General features: G+C 70.1%; 16 protein-coding genes and 1 pseudogene. 6 read left to right on the top strand and 11 right to left on the bottom strand.

Features of this window, described 5'->3' with window-relative positions; translation table 11 throughout:
• Positions 1-26: 26 nt before the first annotated feature.
• The 7 genes and pseudogenes from OG758_RS28095 to OG758_RS28065 all read right to left on the bottom strand — a co-directional run bounded on the left by OG758_RS28095 (position 27) and on the right by OG758_RS28065 (position 9,604).
• Positions 27-1,592, bottom strand: coding sequence for an APC family permease (locus OG758_RS28095; protein WP_326712494.1), 1,566 nt, complete (start codon positions 1,590-1,592; stop codon positions 27-29).
• 243 nt (positions 1,593-1,835) lie between these two features.
• Entirely contained in the window at positions 1,836-3,302 is a 1,467-nt protein-coding gene (locus OG758_RS28090; protein WP_326712493.1) for an aldehyde dehydrogenase family protein, read from the bottom strand.
• Positions 3,303-3,391: 89 nt separating this feature from the next.
• Positions 3,392-5,125 (bottom strand): annotated as a pseudogene (locus OG758_RS28085) (N-acyl-D-amino-acid deacylase family protein); the annotation flags it as partial.
• A 217-nt stretch (positions 5,126-5,342) separates the two neighbouring features.
• Positions 5,343-6,461 carry an LLM class flavin-dependent oxidoreductase gene (locus tag OG758_RS28080; protein ID WP_326712492.1) on the bottom strand — a complete coding sequence of 373 codons (1,119 nt, stop codon included), beginning with the start codon at positions 6,459-6,461 and terminating at the stop codon, positions 5,343-5,345.
• Positions 6,462-6,606: 145 nt separating this feature from the next.
• A complete protein-coding gene (locus OG758_RS28075) occupies positions 6,607-7,386 on the bottom strand; it encodes an SDR family NAD(P)-dependent oxidoreductase (RefSeq protein ID WP_326712491.1) in 780 nt (259 codons plus the stop codon).
• A gap of 26 nt (positions 7,387-7,412) precedes the next feature.
• A complete protein-coding gene (locus OG758_RS28070) occupies positions 7,413-8,291 on the bottom strand; it encodes a TIGR03619 family F420-dependent LLM class oxidoreductase (RefSeq protein WP_326716055.1) in 879 nt (292 codons plus the stop codon).
• Positions 8,292-8,353: 62 nt separating this feature from the next.
• Entirely contained in the window at positions 8,354-9,604 is a 1,251-nt protein-coding gene (locus OG758_RS28065) for an amidohydrolase family protein (RefSeq protein ID WP_326712490.1), read from the bottom strand.
• Positions 9,605-9,769: 165 nt separating this feature from the next.
• Between OG758_RS28065 and OG758_RS28060 the strand changes: the two genes are divergently transcribed.
• From OG758_RS28060 to OG758_RS28050, 3 genes are all read left to right on the top strand, one after another.
• Positions 9,770-12,769, top strand: a complete 3,000-nt coding sequence (locus tag OG758_RS28060) for an AfsR/SARP family transcriptional regulator (RefSeq protein WP_326712489.1) — start codon at positions 9,770-9,772, stop codon at positions 12,767-12,769.
• A 211-nt stretch (positions 12,770-12,980) separates the two neighbouring features.
• Positions 12,981-13,151: a sigma-like protein gene (locus OG758_RS28055; RefSeq protein ID WP_326712488.1), complete on the top strand. Its 171-nt coding sequence runs from the start codon at positions 12,981-12,983 to the stop codon at positions 13,149-13,151.
• Between the two features lie 192 nt (positions 13,152-13,343).
• Entirely contained in the window at positions 13,344-13,523 is a 180-nt protein-coding gene (locus OG758_RS28050; protein WP_326712487.1) for a hypothetical protein, read from the top strand.
• Between the two features lie 60 nt (positions 13,524-13,583).
• Here the strand turns inward: OG758_RS28050 and OG758_RS28045 are convergent, their stop codons facing one another.
• From OG758_RS28045 to OG758_RS28035, 3 genes are all read right to left on the bottom strand, one after another.
• On the bottom strand, positions 13,584-14,426 hold the full coding sequence (locus tag OG758_RS28045; RefSeq protein WP_326712486.1) for a DUF3626 domain-containing protein: 843 nt from the start codon (positions 14,424-14,426) through the stop codon (positions 13,584-13,586).
• A 23-nt stretch (positions 14,427-14,449) separates the two neighbouring features.
• A complete protein-coding gene (locus OG758_RS28040; RefSeq protein ID WP_326712485.1) occupies positions 14,450-14,593 on the bottom strand; it encodes a hypothetical protein in 144 nt (47 codons plus the stop codon).
• Between the two features lie 92 nt (positions 14,594-14,685).
• Positions 14,686-15,105, bottom strand: a complete 420-nt coding sequence (locus OG758_RS28035) for an ATP-binding protein (RefSeq protein ID WP_326712484.1) — start codon at positions 15,103-15,105, stop codon at positions 14,686-14,688.
• Positions 15,106-15,225: 120 nt separating this feature from the next.
• Between OG758_RS28035 and OG758_RS28030 the strand changes: the two genes are divergently transcribed.
• The 3 genes from OG758_RS28030 to OG758_RS28020 all read left to right on the top strand — a co-directional run bounded on the left by OG758_RS28030 (position 15,226) and on the right by OG758_RS28020 (position 17,455).
• Positions 15,226-16,068 carry a helix-turn-helix domain-containing protein gene (locus OG758_RS28030; protein ID WP_326712483.1) on the top strand — a complete coding sequence of 281 codons (843 nt, stop codon included), beginning with the start codon at positions 15,226-15,228 and terminating at the stop codon, positions 16,066-16,068.
• A complete protein-coding gene (locus tag OG758_RS28025) occupies positions 16,058-16,342 on the top strand; it encodes a DUF397 domain-containing protein (RefSeq protein ID WP_326712482.1) in 285 nt (94 codons plus the stop codon). Before OG758_RS28030 ends, OG758_RS28025 begins: the two co-directional genes overlap by 11 nt.
• A 192-nt stretch (positions 16,343-16,534) precedes the next feature.
• Entirely contained in the window at positions 16,535-17,455 is a 921-nt protein-coding gene (locus OG758_RS28020) for a hypothetical protein (protein ID WP_326712481.1), read from the top strand.
• 7 nt (positions 17,456-17,462) lie between these two features.
• Here the strand turns inward: OG758_RS28020 and OG758_RS28015 are convergent, their stop codons facing one another.
• Positions 17,463-19,055, bottom strand: a complete 1,593-nt coding sequence (locus tag OG758_RS28015; protein WP_326712480.1) for a FadD3 family acyl-CoA ligase — start codon at positions 19,053-19,055, stop codon at positions 17,463-17,465.
• Positions 19,056-19,141 lie beyond the last annotated feature (86 nt).

The raw sequence follows: 19,141 nt of genomic DNA, 5'->3' as shown, positions 1-19,141 counted from the left end.
GCCAGGCCTGATCCGAACGAAAGGCCCTAGTCCTCGACGACCAGCACCGGCGTCTCCCGCGTCAGCACCTCGCCGCGGAAGAACGCCGGGCTGCGCCGCCCCATCACGAGCATGATCACGAAGCCGACGAGCAGCAGGCCGACGCCGATCACGAAGACGGAGCCGACGCCGAGGACGGAGGAGCCACTGCCGTACGCCGGGTTCCACATGTCGACGAGGGTCTTCACGAACACGGCGGACAGCAGGACGCCGCCGAGGACCGGGAAGAGGGCCTTGAAGAAGAAGTCCCGGGGCGAGCGCAGCAGCTCGGAGCGGAAGTACCAGGCGCAGGCGAACGCCGTGAGCGCGTAGTAGAAGCAGATCATGAGGCCGAGCGCGTAGATCGTGTCGACGAGGACGTGCTCGGAGACCAGCGTCATGACCGTGTAGAACACGCCGGTGGCGACGCCCGCGGTGACCGTGGCGCGGCCCGGGGTCTTGAAGCGCGGGTGGACGCGGGCGTAGGAGGCGGGCAGCGCCTCGTACGTCGCCATGGCGAGGACCGTGCGGGCGACCGGGATGAACGTGGTCTGCAGGCTGGCCGCGGCCGAGGCGAGGACGGCGACGAAGAGCAGGATGCCGAGGGTGGGGCCCATGACAGGGCCGGCGAGGGCGGCGAAGACGTTGTCGGACGTCGCGGGGTTGGCGAGACCGAGGCCCTTGCCGCCGGAGCCGACGACCATCTGGGCGGCGACGCCGGTCGCGAGGTAGGAGCCGACGAGGACGACCATCGCGATGAGGGCGGCGCGGCCGGGCGTCTTCTCGCTGCCGATGGTCTCCTCGTTCGCGGTGAGGCAGGTGTCCCAGCCCCAGTACATGAAGATCGACAGGGACAGGCCCGCGGTGAACGCGCCGAACGACTTCACCGAGAACGGGTCGAGCCACGTCCAGGAGAACGGCACGGACGTGGGGAAGTCCGCCGATCCCGCCTTGACGACGGCCATCACGACGAACACGGCGAGCACGACGAGCTGGAGGCCAACCAGGGTGAACTGGACGCCCTTCGTCGCCGTCATGCCGCGGTAGCTGATCGCGGTCGCGGCGGCGATCAGGGCGAGACAGGTGACGATGTGGACGGCCTTGTTGTCGTCCAGGGCGCCGATGGACGTGTTGCCGGTGATCTCGCCCGCGAGGAGCCAGAAGTACGACGTCGCGACGCCGGCCAGGTTGGACAGCACGATGATCGTCGCGATGACGAGGCCCCAGCCGCACATCCAGCCCACGCGCGGGCCGAAGGCCTTCACGGTCCACGTGAAGGACGTGCCGCAGTCCGGCATGGCCTTGTTCAGCTCGCGGTACGCGAAGGCGACGAGCAGCATCGGCAGGAATCCGGCCAGGAACACGGCGGGCATCTGGAGGCCGACCTCGCCGGAGGTGGAGCCGAGCGTCGAGGTCAGGCAGTAGACGGGCGCCACGGTCGAGATTCCGATGACCGCGCTGCCGACCAGCCCGACGGAATTCCCGCCGAGGCCCTTGCTGCGGACGCCCCCGTCGGGGGCGCCGCCTGCCGTGTCGTGGGCAGCCTCTGTCGGCCGCGCGTCCAGCTGAGTCATGAACAGGACGTTAAATGCTGCGGTTTCCGCATAAGGGGGACAAGAGATGAAACCGGCCACCTTTGAATCGATGGCTGATTCACGTAACTATCCCACGCCCTCAAGGCATCTTCAGGTTAACCCCATTCATCGGAAGGAATTACCGACGACGTCCGATATTCGGTAATCGCAGCAGCGCCCGATTTGCCGGGTTCAAAATTTTCCGTGTGATGTTTCCGGCGGTTACCCCGCCATCCCCCGCCGTCACCCCTGCCACACGATCGACTGGAGCTCGCTGTAGGCGTGCAGCGCGTACGAACCCACGTCCCGACCCACCCCGCTCTGCTTGAATCCGCCGAACGGCGCCTCCATGTTCCGGCCGACCGTGTTCACGCCGACCCCGCCGGCCCGCAGCCGCCGAGCCACGCGGAACGCCCGCGCCACGTCCCCCGACCACACGTAGTCGATGAGCCCGTACTCGCTGTCGTTGGCGAGGGCCACCCCCTCCTCCTCGTCGTCGAAGGGCACCACCACCACGACCGGGCCGAAGATCTCCTCCCGCACGACCCGCATGTCGTTCGTGCAGTCCGCGAGAAGCGTCGGGGCGACGTAGAAACCCTTGTCGAGAGCGGGCCGCTCGCCGCCCGCGACGACCCGCGCCCCCTCCTTGCGGCCCAGCTCGACGTACGACTCGACGCGGTCGCGGTGCGCCGCCGAGATCACCGGCCCGACGACCGTCCCCCGCGCCCTCGGATCGCCCACCTTCATGTAGCCGACGTACTCGGCCAGCTTCGAGACGAGCGCGTCGTACACCCTGCGCTGCGCGATCACCCGCGTCGGCGCCGTGCAGATCTGCCCGCTGTAGAAGGCGTACGTCGTGCCGATCCCCGATACCGCCGAGGCGAGACCCACCTCGTCCAGGTCGTCGAAGACGAGCGCCGCGCCCTTCCCGCCCAGCTCCATCAGCTGCCGCTTCATGCCGCGCCCGCACACCTCGCCGATGCGCCGGCCGACCGCGGTGGAGCCGGTGAAGCTGACCATGTCGACGTCCGGCGAGTCGACGGCCGCCTCGCCCACGTCCACAGCCGTCCCGCTGACCACGTTCACCACACCGGGCGGCGCCCCCGCCTCCTCCAGAGCGGCCGCCATCCGGTACACCGACAGCGGGTCCTGCGGGGCAGGCTTCACGACGACCGTGTTCCCCATGGCGAGCGCGGGCGCGACCTTGCCGGCCGGATTCGCCCACGGGTTGTTGTACGACGTGATGCAGGTGACGACGCCGACGGGCTGCCGTACGGCGAGCGCCCCGAGCACGCCCGCCTTCCCCATGGGTCCCGCCTCGTTGATCTGCGGCGGCAGCCCCTGCTCGACCGGTTCGAGCGCGCCCTTCGCATAGCGGCGGAACCGCGCCACCCCCACCGCGACCTGCATCCCGCGCGCGGTCCCGCTCGTCGCGCCGCTCTCCGCCTGCGCGAGCTCCGCGTTCGCCGCGAAGTCGCGCTGCATCACGTCGGCGGCCCGGTCAAGGATCGCGGCGCGCTCCTCCGGCTTCGTACGCGACCACGAGGCGAAGGCCTCGCGGGCCGCCGACGCCGCGTCGTGAACCTGCGCGCGGGACGCCTCGGGGGCGAGCCCGACGACCTCCTCCGACGCGGGGTCGACGACCTCGTAGTGCCCACCGTCCGGCTCGGTCCACTCGCCGCCGATGAACAGCCTCTGCGCGCCCGTCATTCGGTGCCGTCCGAGGTCTCACTCGCCGCGCCCCGGACCGCCTTCTCGTCCGGCCGTGGGTCCAGGGATTGCCCCCCGGGAAGCTGCAGCGTGCTCACCGTCCTGGTGTCACGTCCGGACCGCAGCACGGTGCCGGGCACGGCCCCCGTCACGACGTCCTCGCGGATGACCTCGACGCCGTTGACCCAAACGGCGTTGATGCCGATCGCCTTCGAGTCGAGGCGCGGGCTGTCGCCGGGCAGGTCGTGGACGAGGGTGGCCTTGCCCGCGTCGATCCGCTCCGGGTCGAACAGGACGAGGTCCGCGTGCCAGCCCTCCTCGATCCGGCCGCGTTCACGCAGCCCGAAGAGCCGCGCCGGATCGTCGGTGAGCATCTTCACCGCCTCCTCGATCCCGGCCAGCTTCCGCCCGCGCAGACAGTCCCCGAGGAAGCGCGTCGTGTACGGCGCTCCGCACATCCGGTCCAGGTGAGCCCCCGCGTCGGACCCGCCGAGCAGCACGTCCTCGTGGCTCCAGGTCTCGGCGCGCAGAGCCCACGAGTCCGGGTCGTTGTCGCTGGGCATGGGCCAAAGCACCGTCCGCAGCCGGTCGTTGGCGCAGATCTCGACGATGCACTCGAAGGGTTCCTGGCCGCGCTCGGCCGCGATGTCGTTCACCACGCGCCCGGTCAGGCCCTCGTTCGCCTCCGAGTACGTGTCGCCGATGACGTACCGCCCGAAGTGGGCGAGCCGCCGGAAGACGCCGGCCTCCTTGCTGCCCGCGCGCCGCAGCATCTCCGCTCGCACGTCCGGGTCGCGGAGCTTCGCGATCCGCTCGTCGACGGGCAGGGAGAGGACCTCGCCCCAGCCGGGGATGAGGTTGAGGGCGCAGAACGTGCCGAGCGACATGTTCATGGGGGTCAGGATCGGCATGGTCAGCGCGACGATCCGGCCGCCCGCCTTGCGGGCCCGCTCGCTGGGGATCAGCTGGCGCGGCACCCGCTCGGGGACGGCCGCGTCGATGGTGAGGACGTTCCAGTTCAGGGGCCGCCCGGCGGCCGCGCTCATCTCGACGAACAGGTCGATCTCGTCGTCGCTGAACTGGTCGAGGCACCCGGCGACGATCGCCTCGATCTGGGTGCCCTCGTGCTCGGCGACGGCCCGGCTCAGCGCGAGCAGCTCCTCGGGCCGCGCGTGCCGCGACGCGACCGGCTGCCCGTCGCCGTCCGAGTGCGTGGACGACTGGGTGGTGGAGAACCCCCACGCTCCCGCGTCCATGGCCTCGTGGAACAGGGCGAGCATCTGCTCCAGCTGCTCGGGCGTCGGCTGCCCGCCGACCGCGTCCGCGCCCATCACGTACCGGCGCAGCGCACAGTGCCCGACCATGAAGCCGGCGTTGACGGCGATCCGCCCGTCGAGGGCGTCGAGATACTCACCGAACGAGTTCCACGTCCAGGGCGCGCCCTCCTCCAGCGCGACCAGCGACATGCCCTCGACCTTGGACATCATCCGGCGCGTGTAGTCGGCGTCCTCGGGCCGCTCCGGGTGCAGCGGGGCGAGCGTGAAGCCGCAGTTGCCGCCCGCGACGGTCGTCACCCCGTGGTTCAGGGACGGCGTCGCGTACGGGTCCCAGAACAGCTGGGCGTCGTAGTGGGTGTGGGGGTCGACGAAGCCGGGGGCGAGGATCCGCCCGCGCGCGTCCTCGCTGCCCGCGGCGGGCTCGGTCACGGCCCCCGGCTCGGCGATGACGGCGATACGCCCGTCGCGTATCCCCACGTCGGCGACGTAGGCGGGGGCTCCCGTCCCGTCGACTACGGTCGCTCCTTTGATCAGGTGGTCGAGCACGAGGTCGTCCCCCTCCTGAAGGGTGAGTACTGGCGAGTTCGCGTGGGTCCGGGGTGCGGCCGCCGGTTCGGCCCGTCCGGCGCTTGAGGACGAGCCCGAAGGGCGACAGGGGGTCCGGGGCACAGCCCCGTGTCGGTCACCCATGACCCGCAACCCCAGGGGCCCCGGCCCCCGTCCGGGAAAGGAGGGGCCGGGGCGGTCCATGGGCCGGGCGGGATCAGACGGCCTCACGGAAGCGCGTCGTCCGGTGCACCGGATCCGTGTCGATCTTCGGGATGACGTGCTCGCCGATCAGCTTGATCGACTGGAGCGTGTCCTCCTTGGAGATGCCGATCGGCATGCCGAACGACAGCTGGTCGGCGCCCGCCTGCTCCCAGCGCTTGCACTGCGTGAGCACCTCGTCCGGGTCGCCGCAGATCAGCAGCTCCTCGGCGATGAGGAGTTCGATGATCTCCTCGTTGAACTCGGGCAGCGTCTCGGGCCACACGGGGAAGCCCTCGGGGCGCGGGAACGTGTCGTGGTAGCGGAAGACGAGCGACTGGAGGTAGTGCAGCCCGCCGGTCGCGGCGATCCGTACGGCCTCCGCGTGGGTCGGCGCGCAGATCGCGGTGGAGGTCACCATGACGTTGTCGTTGACGAACGCCCCGACGGGCTCCGCCTTGCCGATGTTCGACTTGTACTGGTCGAGCACCCATTCCATGTCGGAGACCTTCTGGACGCTGAAGCCCAGGACGCCGAGGCCCTTCCTGGCGGCCATCGCGTACGAGGGCGGGGAGCCGGCCGCGTACCACATGGCGGGGTGCGCCTTCCCGTACGGCTTGGGGAAGATCTTGCGCGGCGGCAGCTGCCAGTGCTTGCCCTTGAACCCGACGTACTCCTCCTGGAGCCACATCTTCGGGAACTCGGCGATGGTCTCTTCCCAGATCTCCTTCGTGTAGTTCATGTCGGTGACGCCGGGGATGAAGCCGAGGATCTCGTGGCTGCCCGCGCCGCGCCCGCTGCCGAACTCATGCCGCCCCTCGCTGAGATGGTCGAGCATGGCGACCTTCTCGGCGACCTTCACGGGGTGGTTGACCGGGGCGAGCGGGTTGAAGATGCCGGAGCCGAGGTGGATGCGTTCGGTGGCGTGGGCGAGGTAGCCGAGGAAGACGTCGTTGGCGGAGAGGTGCGAGTACTCCTCCAGGAAGTGGTGCTCGGACGCCCAGGCGTACTTGAAGCCCGACTTGTCCGCCTGGATGACGTACTCGGTCTCCTCCATCAGCGCCTTGTGCTCGGCGAGCGGGTCGGTCTCGGCCCGCTTGCCCACATATCCCTGTACAAAGAGCCCGAATTCCAAGGAGGTTCACCGTCCCCTGTCTGTGACCGGCGGCTGCGTCAGAAGCTCCTGCGCTCTTTCTGACGTACCGTCAGATTCGATGTGCCGACTGTTTCACCGTGCCCGTACAGCGTCAATACCTGATGCAGCGTCAGATCTTGTGGGATCACAGCACGCTGACGCCCGCCAGCCACCCGCCGTCGATGACGAACGGCTGGCCCGTGATGTACGCGGAGTCCTCCTGCGAGGTCAGGAACAGCGCGAGCCGCGCCACCTCCTCGGGCTGCCCGACCCGCCCCAGCGGCACGAGCTTGCGGTACAGCTCGTCGAGCGCCTGCGAGGCCTCCTCGGTGTCCGCGCCCGGGTCCAGCTGCGAGGGATTGCTCATGGCGGTGTCGATGGCACCGGGGCACACGGCGTTCACGCGGATCTTCTTCGCGGCCAGCTCAAGGGCCGCCACCTTCGTCAGCCCCACGATCGCGTGCTTGGTGGCGGTGTACGCGCCGACGTACGCCATGCCCGTCACACCCGTATAGGAGGCCGTGTTCACGATCGTGCCCCCGCCGGCGGCCTCGATCTCGGGCGCGACGGTCTTGATCCCGAGGAAGGCACCCACCTGGTTGACCTGGATGATCTGCTGGAACTCGTCCAGGGGCGTGCTGACCAGCTCGTTGAACCGCAGGATCCCGGCGTTGTTCACGAGCCCGTCGATCTTCCCGTACGCCTTCTTCGCGGCGGCGACGGCGGCCGCCCAGTCGTCCTCGCGGCTCACGTCCAGATGGACGTAGAGCCCGCCTATCTCCTTGGCGAGCGCCTCGCCCTGGTCGTCGAGGACATCCCCGAGCACCACCTTGGCGCCCTCCGCGGCGAACAGCCGCGCCTCCTGCTCGCCCTGCCCGCGCGCCGCGCCCGTGATGACGACGACGCGCCCGTCCAGCTTGCCCATGCCGGTACTCCTAGTCTTTGAGGTGCCTAGTCGTTCAGGTGCACGGCGACGTCGGCGGCGAACGCCGCCATCTGGTCGGTGAGCTCACCGAGACTCCGGGAGCGGAACCGGACCTGGATCTGGTCCACGCCCATCGCGCCGTACGCGCGCAGCGACTCGGCGAGGGCCTGCGGGGCGCCGGACAGGGTGCGCCGCCCGACGTGCCACGCGGGTACGCCCACGTACAGGGGCTCGGCGATCGCTCCCACGGTCACGGGAGCCTCGATGCCCGCCTCCTCCCGCAGCCGCTTCAACTTCGCTATCTGTCCGGGCAGTTGCTCGCGGCTGTCCCCCTGCGGCAGCCAGCCGTCCCCCTTCACGGCGGCGCGGCGCACCGCCGGGGCCGAGGAACCGCCCACCCACACGGGGACCCGGCTCTGCGCGGGACGCGGCCGCTGCCCGAGCCCCTCGAAGGCGTATCGCTCCCCCTTGAACGACGGATACTCCTCCGGCCCGAGCGCCGCCTTCAGCGCGTCCACGGCCTCGTCGAGCACGGCCCCGCGCCGCGCGAAGTCGACCCCGAGCGCCTCGAACTCCTCCTGTACGTGACCTGCCCCTACCCCGAGGATCAGCCGGCCCCCGGAGAGATGGTCGAGGGTGGCGTACTGCTTGGCGGTGGCCAGCGGATGGCGCAGGCCGATGATCGCGACGTGGCTCATGAGGCGCACGTTCTCGGTGATGCCCGCGAGGTACGCGAGCGTGGCCACCGGGTCGTACCAGGTGGTGCTCATCGCGTCGGCGAGGCGGCGCGGGATGGCGACGTGGTCGCAGCAGGCGATGTAGTCGAAACCGGTGCGGTCGGCGGTGCGGGCGATCTCGGCGAGGTCGGCGGCGCCGGCCCCGGCCTCCCAGCTCTCCGCATACATCGTGGACTGGGACTGGACCGGGAGCTGGATGCCGTAGGTCAGACGCCCCGGCGCCCGGCCGCTCACCGCTGTCCCGCCCAGAGTCCGTCGTCGGTCAGCCCCAGCAGGTCGATGGCGTTGCCGCGCACGATGCGCTCGACGGCCTCCGCGTCCAGGTGCCCCATCTGAGCCTCGCCGACCTCCTTGGACTTCGGCCAGGTGGAGTCGGAGTGCGGGTAGTCGGTCTCGTAGAGCACGTTCGCGACGCCGATCGCGTCGAGGTTCTTGAGGCCGAACGCGTCGTCGAAGAAGCAGCCGTGGACGTGGTCGGCGAAGTACTCGGAGGGCCGCTTGCGGACCTTGTCGGCGACGCCGCCCCAGCCGCGGTTCTCCTCCCAGACGACGTCCGCGCGCTCCAGGATGTACGGGATCCAGCCGATCTGGCCCTCCGCGTACATGATCTTCAGGTTCGGGAAGCGCTCGAACTTGCCGCTCATCAGCCAGTCGACCATCGAGAAGCAGCAGTTGGCGAAGGTGATGGTCGAGCCGACGGCGGGCGGCGCGTCGGGCGAGGTCGACGGCATCCTGCTGGACGACCCGATGTGCATCGCGATGACGGTGCCGGTCTCGTCGCAGGCACGCAGGAAGGGGTCCCACTCGTCCGTGTGGACGGACGGCAGGCCCAGGTGCGGCGGTATCTCGGAGAAGGCGACGGCACGTACGCCCCGGGCGGCGTTGCGCCGCACCTCCGCCGCGGCGAGCTCGGCGTCCCACAGCGGGACGAGGGTGAGCGGTATGAGCCGCCCCTGGGCCTGCGGCCCGCACCACTCCTCCACCATCCAGTCGTTGTACGCGCGCACGCCGAGCAGCCCGAGTTCACGGTTCTTGGCCTCGGTGAACGTCTGCCCGCAAAAGCGCGGGAAGGTGGGGAAACAGAGCGCGGACTGGACGTGGTTGACGTCCATGTCGGCGAGGCGGGCGGGCACGTCGTACGAGCCCGGACGCATCTGCTCGTACGTGATGACCTCGAGCCTGATCTCGTCACGGTCGTAGCCGACGGCGGTGTCGAGGCGGGTGAGGGGCCGGTGCAGGTCCTCGTAGACCCACCAGTCGCCTATCGGCCCCTCGCCCCCGGGCGCGCCCATGACCGGCGCGAACTTGCCGCCCAGGAACGTCATTTCCTTCAGGGGCGCGCGCACGATGCGCGGACCCTCGTCCCGGTATTTGGCCGGGAGGCGGTCCTGCCAGACGCCGGGCGGTTCCACAGTGTGGTCATCCACCGAAATGATCCGGGGGAAGCCCTGCGGGCTCTCCTTGGTCTCCTTGGTCTCCATGTCGACCACGGTAGCGCCCATCTGACGACCCGTCAGCTCTCCGGACAGCGGGGACCTGAGGTGAGGTGTCTGTGATGGCTGTCTCGCGTGGCTGACGCATCCGCCATGAACAAGGCAAACTGGCCTCGTCGTCTTTGGATCCGACGCGTGCGGCAGGGGGCAGCGATGGACGGTGTACCGCGAGTACCGGAGCAGCGGTACGCCGGGACCTCCAAAAGCACCGGGAGCAGTGAGCTGCCCGAGGCCACGGAAGTCCCGGCGGGCCTGCGCTTCAGTGTGCTCGGCCCGGTGCGCGCCTGGCGCGGCGACGAGCCCCTGACCACGGGCTCTCCCCAGCAGCGCGCCCTGCTCGCGGCACTCCTGCTGCGCGAGGGACGCACCGCGACCGCCGCCGAGCTGATCGACGCCCTGTGGGGCGACGAACCCCCGTCGCAGGCCCTCGCCGCCGTCCGTACGTACGCCTCCCGACTGCGCAAGATCCTCGACCCCGGCGTCCTCGTCAGCGAGTCCGGCGGTTACGCGATCCGCTCCGTGAGCGGCGACGCGCTCGACCTGGCCGCGGCGGAGGCGCTGCGCTCCGACGCGGAGAAGGCCCGGGGCGCCGGGGACCTGTGCAAGGCACGCGAGCTGGTCAGCCGGGCGCTGGCCCTGTGGGACGGCGAGCCTCTCGCCAACATCCCCGGCCCCTACGCCGAGACCCAGCGCGCCCGCCTGGAGGAATGGCGCCTCGGCCTCCTCGAATCCCGCCTCGACATGGACCTGGAGCAGGGCTGCCACGCGGAGGCGGTCTCCGAACTCACCGCCCTCACCGCCGCCCACCCCCTGCGCGAACGCCTGCGCGAGCTCCTCATGCTGGCCCTCTACCGCTCCGGCCGCCAGGCCGAGGCCCTCGCCGTCTACGCCGACACGCGCCGTCTCCTCGCCGACGAACTCGGCGTCGACCCGCGCCACGGCCTCGCCGAACTCCAGCAGCGCATCCTCCAGGCGGACCCGGCACTCGCGGAACCGTCCGCCCCGACGGCGGAACCCTCGGCGAGCCCACTCCGCCCCGCGCAACTCCCGGCGACGGTCCCGGACTTCACCGGCCGGGCGTCATTCGTGACCGAACTGCGCGACATCCTGTCGTCCGCCTCCTCCCCCGACGGGGAGGGCCAGGTCATGGCGGTGTCGGCGGTGGCCGGAATCGGCGGCGTAGGAAAGACGACGCTCGCCGTCCACGTGGCCCACGCCGCCCGCCCGTCCTTCCCCGACGGCCAGCTGTACGTCGACCTCCAGGGCGCCGGCCCGCGCGCGGCGGAACCGGAGACGGTCCTCGGCTCGTTCCTGCGGGCACTCGGCACAGCCGACTCCGCGATCCCGGACTCCCTGGAAGAACGCTCGGCGCTCTACCGTTCCACGCTCGACGGCCGCCGCGTCCTGATCCTCCTGGACAACGCCCGCGACGCCGCCCAGGTCCGCCCTCTGCTCCCCGGCACGGAAGGCTGCGCCGCGCTCATCACGGGCCGCGTCCGCATGGTCGACCTGGTGGGCGCGCATCTCGTGGACCTCGACGTGATGTCGCCGGAGGAAGCGCTCCAGCTCTTCACGAAGATCGTGGGCGCGGAACGGGTGGCCTCCGAGCGGGAGGCGGCCCTCGACGTGGTCGCCGCGTGCGGATTCCTCCCCCTCGCCATCCGTATCGCGGCGTCGCGCCTGGCGGCGCGGCGCACATGGACGGTCTCGGTCCTCGCGGCGAAGCTCGCCGACGAGCGCCGCCGCCTCGACGAACTCCAGGCGGGCGACCTGGCGGTCAAGGCGACGTTCGAACTGGGCTACGGCCAGCTGGAGCCGGCCCAGGCCCGCGCCTTCCGCCTCCTGGGCCTGGCAGACGGCCCGGACATCTCCCTGGCGGCGGCAGCAGCGGTCCTGGACCTCCCGGTCGAGCCGACGGAGGACCTCCTGGAGTCCTTGGTCGACACGTCCCTCCTGGAGTCCGCGGCCCCCGGCCGCTACCGCTACCACGACTTGGTCCGCCTCTACGCGCGTGCGTGCGCCGAGCGGGACGAGCTGCCTCCGGAGGAGCGGGAGGCGGCGATGTCCCGGCTGCTGGACTTCTATCTGGCTACCGCGGCCAGGGTTTATGCGATTGAGCGGCCGGGGGATCGGACGGTGGATCACCTGGAGGCGACCCGCCACCCGGGCCAGGAATTCACGGACGACAGCACGGCATTGGACTGGCTGCACGCGGAGGCGGCTTGCATTCTGGCTTGCGTTCAGCAGTCGCTGGGGGCACCGACGCTCCGCAGGGCGGTCGACCTTCTGTTGGCGGCGAAGGATCTGACCGAGTCCGGAGCGAGCTCGCTGCGCTACGAGTCCGCGACGGTGGCCGCACGGGATGCTGCCCACGCAGCAGGCGAGGCACGGGCGGAGGGACGCGCCCGAGTCACACTCACCCAAGTACTCATCGCCTCCGGCCGGTTCGAGGAAGCCAGTGTGGAAGCAGCCACTGCGACCGCCCTCAAGGAGGCGGCGGATGATCCGTGGCTCAGCGCCAACGCACCGAATGAGCAGGGCATCATCGCCATCTGCAAGAACGAGCATGCCGAGGGAGAGGCCTACCTCCTCAAGGCGATCGAGGCCTTCCGCGACGACGGCAACCGTCCGGGTGAGGCAAGCGCCCTGTGCAATCTCTCCCGCGTCCTGGTCTCCATGGGCCGTGCCGAGCCGGCTATCGAACTGGTCGCGCAAGGCATGGCGATCTACGACGAGTTGGGTCTGACACTGCGTCTCGCCAACGCGCGCTATGCCCTGGGGATCGCCCTTAACTACGCGGGGCGACAGTCCGATGCCTTGGAGCAGCTCTCAGAGGCGCTGAAGGTATTCGTGGAAAACCGACAACGCCTCTGGGAAGGGACTACGCACTTCCGATTGGCACAGGTCCATCTCTCCTCCGGCCGTTCGGCACAGGCCGCGCAGCATGCCGAACAGGCGCTGGCCACCGGCTGTATAGGCGGTGACTGGATGCGTGCCAACGTTCTGACGCTCCTCGGGCGCTCCCTCGACAGCCTCCGGCAGGCCGACCGTGCGCGGGCCTGCTGGCGCGAGGCGCTGAGTATTCACGAGGCGGCCGGCGCGTCCGAAGTCGCGGATCTGCGCAGCCTTTTGTCCCCGCCCATCGCCGCCTGACCTCCCCAGGACTGGGCGTTCATCGAACGTTTATGGCGCACTGCCACTCTCAACTCATCGAGCCGTCGCGTCGGGGGGCAGACGGATCGCCATGGGCCCCACAGATATGGTGAGCGGCCCCAGGAACGCCCGTTCGGAGACCCACGGGGGAGTCGCTGAACGGGCGTTCCGCATCCCACTGCACCACCCAGTCCAGCAGGAGGTCTCGACCATGAGCGCAGAGAAGAAGAACGAGGAAATCACCACCCTGGACAGCCACGCGCCTGCCCCGCCGGCCGACGGCCCCATCACCACGATGGACAGCCACGCGCCCGCGCCGCCGGTCGACGAGACCATCACGACGAAGGACAGCCACGCGCCGGCTCCGCCCAAGGACGCCTAAGACTTTCTTCCCGACGGGGATCGGCCGCGGCGGCGCGGAGGGGGAGCCGTCGCGGCCGAGTCATGTCCGGGCGGGGTGAGCGACTCGCTCAGGCCAAACTCCTGCAGAAACTGTTCGATTTCATCGAATATCCATCTCCAGCCACTAGCGTCACTTGATGTCCGAATGACCACTCGCATCACAGGAGTTGCCATGACGCACACCAAGAGGATCCTCGTCACCGCTGCCATGGTCGTCGGCGTGGCAGCCGGCGCGGCTACTCCGGCACTGGCGGACCAGCACTCGCCCGTGCCCCCGCAGGACAGCCACGCCACGTTTGTGCCGCTGGACAACCACGCCCCGGTTGCGCCGCAGGACAGCCACGCGACCTGATCCAGCACCTCTCGATGGGTCCGAGCTCACCGAGCTCGGCCCCATCGTCGTGTCCGCGCCCTAAGCGCGGGGCGCCCCGAAGCGCGCCAGGTAGTGCCACACCTTCTTGACCGACTGCGGGTCATGGCGGCCGTCGCGGGCCGCATCTCCGATGATGCGGGGGTCGAGTACACCGCCGACGGCAATCCGCGCCGCCAGCTCGATGTACTCCTGGCCTCGGTAGTCCGGGTGACGGCGGAGTTCCTCGACCGCTAGACGGAAGCCGCCGTGCCACTCCACCGGGCAGCCGAGGCGCAGCGCCGCGGCCTCGACCGGGGAGTCGCGGTAGCACGGGTCCAGGACCACCGCCTCCACATGGCGGTTCAGCCGGACCGGCCCGTGCACCTGGGCCTCGATGTAGTCGTCCAGGTCGTCCCGGCTGTCCGCCAGGGCGAGGTCGATGAGCCCCATACGGTCGGCGACACCGAAGTCCGACGGCTCAAGGAAACTGTCCGGATAGCAGAACGTCGTCCGCCTCACCGTCTCGGCCCTGAGCCGAAAATGGGCCGACCCGAACCGCGGCGCCCCTCCGACCGCCTTACGACGGAAGTTCAACGCCCCGTAGACAGGCCGCTCTTGAGCCGGTGCCTCGTCGTACGAACCGTCGAAGATCCGGCTCTCCCAGCGCCACCGGTCCCCTCCGGGATGCGCGGTCAGGCCGCCATTGCTCGTACCCGTGACGAACTGTGAACGGTAGAGGCCGTCGTCGGCCAGTGCGTCCAGGATCGGCTTACCGTGCAGCAGGCGGTCCGGGTGGAAGTTGAGCGTCACCCGCAGCGCCGGATCAAGCGGAGGGCCCGACGCCACTGACGCGACATGGCGAAGGGCCCGTTCCTGCGGTTTCCGGAAGGCCTCGGAGCTCATCCGGGCAGTGTTCCCCACGCCACTCAACCGGCGCACGTGGATTCCGTCGCGCGGTAGTGGCGGTAGTAGGGCCGCGTCAGCGGCTCGTCGGACACGTCGACCCGGTAGTCCGCCGCCGCCTCGCGTGCGTAAGGGCTGCGGGGCCGCGCACGCGGGGGCGACGCCACTGACCTCGCCCCCGGCGCCGGAACGGCCCGGCGCCGAGTGCCCCCGCCCGGCAGCAACCACGCGAGCAATCGCCCCAGCAAGGTAAGCAGCACTACGCCTCCCCCGCTCCGACCTCACACCACACCGTCTTCGACGCCGCGCCCTGTTCCACGCCCCATCGCCGCGCCACCGCGTCGAGCAGTACGAGGCCCCGCCCCGACTCGTCCTCCCCCGTCGCGTGCAGGAGCACGGGGAGCACGCGTGGGTCGGGGTCCGTGACCTCGACCCGGATCCCGACGCCCTCCACCCGCGCCACCCGCACACGAACCGGCGTCCCCTCCCCCACATGCCGAATCACGTTCCCCAGCAACTCGCTTACACAGAGCTGCACTTCGGGGCACGCGACACCCAAGTGCCCCCGTACCGCCCGGCGCATCTCCGGCACGGCTTTCGGGACGGCGAGCAACTCGACCTCCAGGCCAGACGGGGTCACTACCTTCGCGCCGACGGCGGTGGGGGGTTGGCGATGCATGCGTACGCCCTTCCTGTCGAGTGCATTCCGTGATGAATCAGTCACACAGTGACGCGAGGCGGCGTAGCGTGAAAGGGGTTTGGGTTACGCAGAGCAACTGACAAACGGTGGTGGTGAGTCGTGTCCTCTCGCAAGGACCCCGACGCGTCGGCGAACGTCCCCTCGTTCTACGGCGCCGAGTTGCGCTTCAAGAGGGAACTGGCGGAGCTCACCCTCGAACAACTGGCGGAGGGAAGCTTCCGTGGGGTTCCGTTTCTCAGCCAGATCGAGCGCGGCGAACGCCGTATGCCTCTGGACCTGGCCAGGCACGTCGACGAGAAGCTTGACACCGACGGCTTTTTCCAAAGGCGTTGTGAAGATGCACGCAAGGCCCGGCAGTCGGGGCACGCGGAGTACTTCGCTGACGTCGCCGAGATGGAACAGCATGCGGAGACCATCGAGGACTGGGCTCCGATGATCGTGCCTGGGTTGTTGCAGACCGAGGCGTACGCCATGGCCGTCGTGCACACCTCCCTGCCGTGGCTACGGCCAGAGACCGGCGAGAACCAGGTCAGCGCCCGTATGAAGCGGGCGAAGCTCTGGGAGCGTGAGGACCACCCGACGTTCTGGGGAATCGTTCACGAGTCGGTGATCCGAAACCCACTGCTGCCGCCCGGCGAGATGGCTGAGCAGTTGGAGCACATCGTGCGTGTGGTCCGATCCACGCAGAGCGTTTTACAGGTCCTTCCGCAAACTGCGGCCGCTCACCCCATGATGATGGGCATGATCCGGGTCATGACTTTCCCGGACGCTCCGCCCGTGGTGTACACGGAGGGTCTCCACAGCGGCCAACTCATCGACTATCCAGCCCTCGTGAAGGACTATCGCAGGTCGTACGATCTGCTCAGGGCCGCCGCTCTGCCGCCGGCGGCGTCCCTCGCCCTGATCGAGGAAGCGGCTGAGGACTACCGAGATGGCAAGTAACGAGTTCGACTTGAGCGCCGCGCGCTGGAGGAAGAGCAGCTACAGCAACGGCAGCGGCGGCGAATGCGTCGAGATCGCCGAAGCCTTTCCCGGCGCCGCCCACTGGACGAAGAGCACCTACAGCAACGGCGACGGCGGGAACTGCGTCGAAGTAGCCCAAGGCCACTCCGCCCTCGTGCCCGTCCGGGACTCGAAGACCGCTCGCTCCGGCGGCCCCGTCCTCCTCTTCCGCACCCCGGCCTGGGCCGCCTTCGTATCCGACCTGAAGCGCTGACCCGGCACGGCCACACACAGGCAGATCCCGGCCACCCCACCCCCGCCCACAGCGCACACCCCTGACCCAAATCCGCCAATCCCACCCCGCCAGCCAGCCAGCCACGCAGGCCCCACCCACCCGGCGCCCGCCTCACGCGCTGGTTATCCACAGGCCCGAGCGCCACATCCCCCGCTCCGGCAGAGTCATCTCATGGCGGGGACGGAGTTGCGGGCGTTGGCGCGGGGCGGGGTGTTGCTCACCTCGGCCGCGCTGGAAGCCGGGTGGGCGGGGCGTACGCTCACGCGGCGGTTGCGTGACGAAGGGTGGGTTCGGCTGCGCGCCGGGGCGTGGGGCGAGCCCGGGCGGAGGCCCGACCTGCCGATACGGCTGCGCGCCGTACAACTGCTCAAGCCGGGGCTCGTCGTCAGTCACCGCAGCGCCGCAGCGCTCTGGCGGATCGAGACCCTCACTCCCGCGCGCGGCGCCCACACCCTGCACTTCACCGACCCCGGGCTCACACTCCGCCGGGAGGGTACGGGGGTGCGCGTGCACCGGATGCCCCTCGCGGCGAGCGAGATCGCGGTCCGATGGGGGCTGCGCGTCACGCACGTGAATCGCACCGTCGCCGACCTGCTCCGGGCAGGCGGTCCTACGGACGACGCGCTGGTCGCCGTCGAGTCGGCGCTCACCCGGCGCACGGTGGGCCGAGTGCGCCGGGCCCCGCTCACGACCGCCGCCGCGCTCGCCGCAGAACTGGACGCGCCGCTGCTCGGGGCGTCCCGGGCGCGGGGCCGGCTGAAGCTCGTGGACCCCGGTGCCGGGTCCCCCGCCGAGACCGTCGCCCGCCTGCGCCTGCACGACGCCGGCCTACGGCCCGAGAGCCAGGTGGAAGTACGCACGCCGGACGGGCGGCGCCGCTTCCTGGACTTCCTGTTCCGGGCGGAAGGGCTCGCCGTCGAGATCGAGGGCTACGCGTACCACGGCTCCCGAGAAGCCCACCGGCGGGACATCGACCGCTTCAACCAGGTCCTCCAGTGCCCGGAGGTCCGCCTCCTCCTGCGCTGCACCGCCGCCGACGTGTTCCAGCGGCCCGAGCGGATGATCGAGGAGATCCGTGCCGCCCTCGGCTAGCTGCCGACTACCGTGACTTACCGGCCCGCAGCTCCCCCTTCACCACCTTCCCGCTCGCGTTGCGCGGAAGTTCGGCCAGGAACTCCACCTCTCGCGGCACCTTGTAGTTCGCCATCTCGCGGCGGGACCAGGCGATCAGGTCGTCGGCCGTGAGGACGGAACCCGGGCGCCGTACGACGTATGCCTTGCCGACCTCCCCCAGCCGCCCGTCCGGGACGCCGATCACGGCGACGTCGGCCACGTGCGGGTGGAGGCCGAGGAGCTGCTCTATCTCGGCCGGGTACGCGTTGAAGCCGCCGACGATGAACATGTCCTTGATGCGGTCGGTGATACGAAGGTTCCCCGAGTCGGACAGGACCCCCACGTCGCCCGTGCGCAGCCAGCCGTCCTCGGTGAACGCCTCACGTGTCGAGTCCTCGTCCTCGAAGTAGCCGCTCATGACGTTGAACCCCCTGACCAGGACCTCGCCGGGTTCGCCGGGGCCGGGCGAGTCCACACGCACCTCCGTGCCGGGTATCGCCCGGCCGGACGTCGACGCGATCACCGACGCCTCGTCGCCGCGGCGGCACATCGTCACGATGCCGCTCGCCTCGGAGAGGCCGTACGCCGTCAGGACCGTGCCCACACCGAGTTCCCCGCGCAGGCGTTCCACCAGTTGCAGGGGGACCACCGCCGCTCCCGTCACCACCAGGCGTAGGGCCGACAGGTCGTGGGCGGTGCGGTTCGGGTGGTCCAGGATCGACTGGTGGAGCGTGGGCGGGCCGGGGAGGACGGAGATGCGTTCGGCGGCGATGTTGGCGAGGACCGTGTCCACGTTGAAAACTGGCTGCGGGACCATGGTCGCGCCGCGCATCAGGCAGGCGATGATGCCCGCCTTGTAGCCGAAGGTGTGGAAGAACGGGTTCACGATCAGGTAGCGGTCGCCTTCGCGCAGGCCGGCCAGGTCGGACCAGATCGCGTAGCCGCGCAGGGTCTGGGCGTGGGTGATCACCGCGCCTTTGGGGCGGCCCGTGGTGCCCGAGGTGAAGATGATGTCGGAGGGGGAGACCGGGGCGATTCCCGCCGCGCGGGCCCGGACCGTCTCGCCCGAGACGCCCTCGCCGCCCGCCAGGAAGTCCTTCCAGGTCCGCCAGACGCGCGGGTCCTCGTGATCGGATGAGGTGTCAGGGGCCGTGTCGGAGAGGACGACCACCTGTTCCAGGCAGGGGAGTTCGGCGTTGGCCCGGCGCAGGGACGCCACGTAGGACGTGCCGAGGAACGTGCCCGTGACGAAGAGGAGCTTCGCGCGGGAACGGGCCAGGACGTAGGCCGCCTCCGCTCCCTTGAAGCGGGTGTTGAGGGGGACGAGGACCGCGCCCGCGCTCACGGCGCCGAGGGCGGAGACGATCCAGTCGAGGGTGTTGGGCGCCCAGACCGCGACCCGGTCGCCGGGTTCGACGCCGCTCGCGATGCACGCGGCGGCGGCCCGTTCGACGCGGTCGCCGAGTTCCGCGTACGAGATGCGCGTACGGCCCTCGACGACGGCCTCACGCTCCCCGTACCGTTCGGCTGCCGTATGCACCAGTTGGGGAACGGTGCCCCACTCCAGGTCCCCGCGCATCGCACGACCTCCACACCTGTAGCCGACCCGTAGCTGACTATCCGTCAGATTAACGGTAGCCTGACGCGCTGTCAGCAGACGGGACG

The organism is Streptomyces sp. NBC_01474 (assembly GCF_035918215.1).
GTDB lineage: Bacteria > Actinomycetota > Actinomycetes > Streptomycetales > Streptomycetaceae > Streptomyces > Streptomyces aureus.
Note: the sequence above shows the minus strand (reverse complement) of the source record. Positions and strands in the feature narration are given on the sequence as shown.

Excerpts from the sequence above, each read along its gene's own strand:
- OG758_RS28075 (WP_326712491.1), bottom strand. The coding sequence starts at position 7,386 with ATGGGCAAGCTGGACGGGCGCGTCGTCGTCATCACGGGCGCGGCGCGC.
- OG758_RS28015 (WP_326712480.1), bottom strand. The coding sequence starts at position 19,055 with ATGCGCGGGGACCTGGAGTGGGGCACCGTTCCCCAACTGGTGCATACG.
- OG758_RS28050 (WP_326712487.1), top strand. The coding sequence starts at position 13,344 with ATGACGCACACCAAGAGGATCCTCGTCACCGCTGCCATGGTCGTCGGC.
- OG758_RS28090 (WP_326712493.1), bottom strand. The coding sequence starts at position 3,302 with ATGACGGGCGCGCAGAGGCTGTTCATCGGCGGCGAGTGGACCGAGCCG.
- OG758_RS28060 (WP_326712489.1), top strand. The coding sequence starts at position 9,770 with ATGGACGGTGTACCGCGAGTACCGGAGCAGCGGTACGCCGGGACCTCC.
- OG758_RS28020 (WP_326712481.1), top strand. The coding sequence starts at position 16,535 with ATGGCGGGGACGGAGTTGCGGGCGTTGGCGCGGGGCGGGGTGTTGCTC.
- OG758_RS28095 (WP_326712494.1), bottom strand. The coding sequence starts at position 1,592 with ATGACTCAGCTGGACGCGCGGCCGACAGAGGCTGCCCACGACACGGCA.
- OG758_RS28055 (WP_326712488.1), top strand. The coding sequence starts at position 12,981 with ATGAGCGCAGAGAAGAAGAACGAGGAAATCACCACCCTGGACAGCCAC.
- OG758_RS28070 (WP_326716055.1), bottom strand. The coding sequence starts at position 8,291 with ATGTATGCGGAGAGCTGGGAGGCCGGGGCCGGCGCCGCCGACCTCGCC.
- OG758_RS28025 (WP_326712482.1), top strand. The coding sequence starts at position 16,058 with ATGGCAAGTAACGAGTTCGACTTGAGCGCCGCGCGCTGGAGGAAGAGC.
- OG758_RS28045 (WP_326712486.1), bottom strand. The coding sequence starts at position 14,426 with ATGAGCTCCGAGGCCTTCCGGAAACCGCAGGAACGGGCCCTTCGCCAT.
- OG758_RS28035 (WP_326712484.1), bottom strand. The coding sequence starts at position 15,105 with ATGCATCGCCAACCCCCCACCGCCGTCGGCGCGAAGGTAGTGACCCCG.
- OG758_RS28065 (WP_326712490.1), bottom strand. The coding sequence starts at position 9,604 with ATGGAGACCAAGGAGACCAAGGAGAGCCCGCAGGGCTTCCCCCGGATC.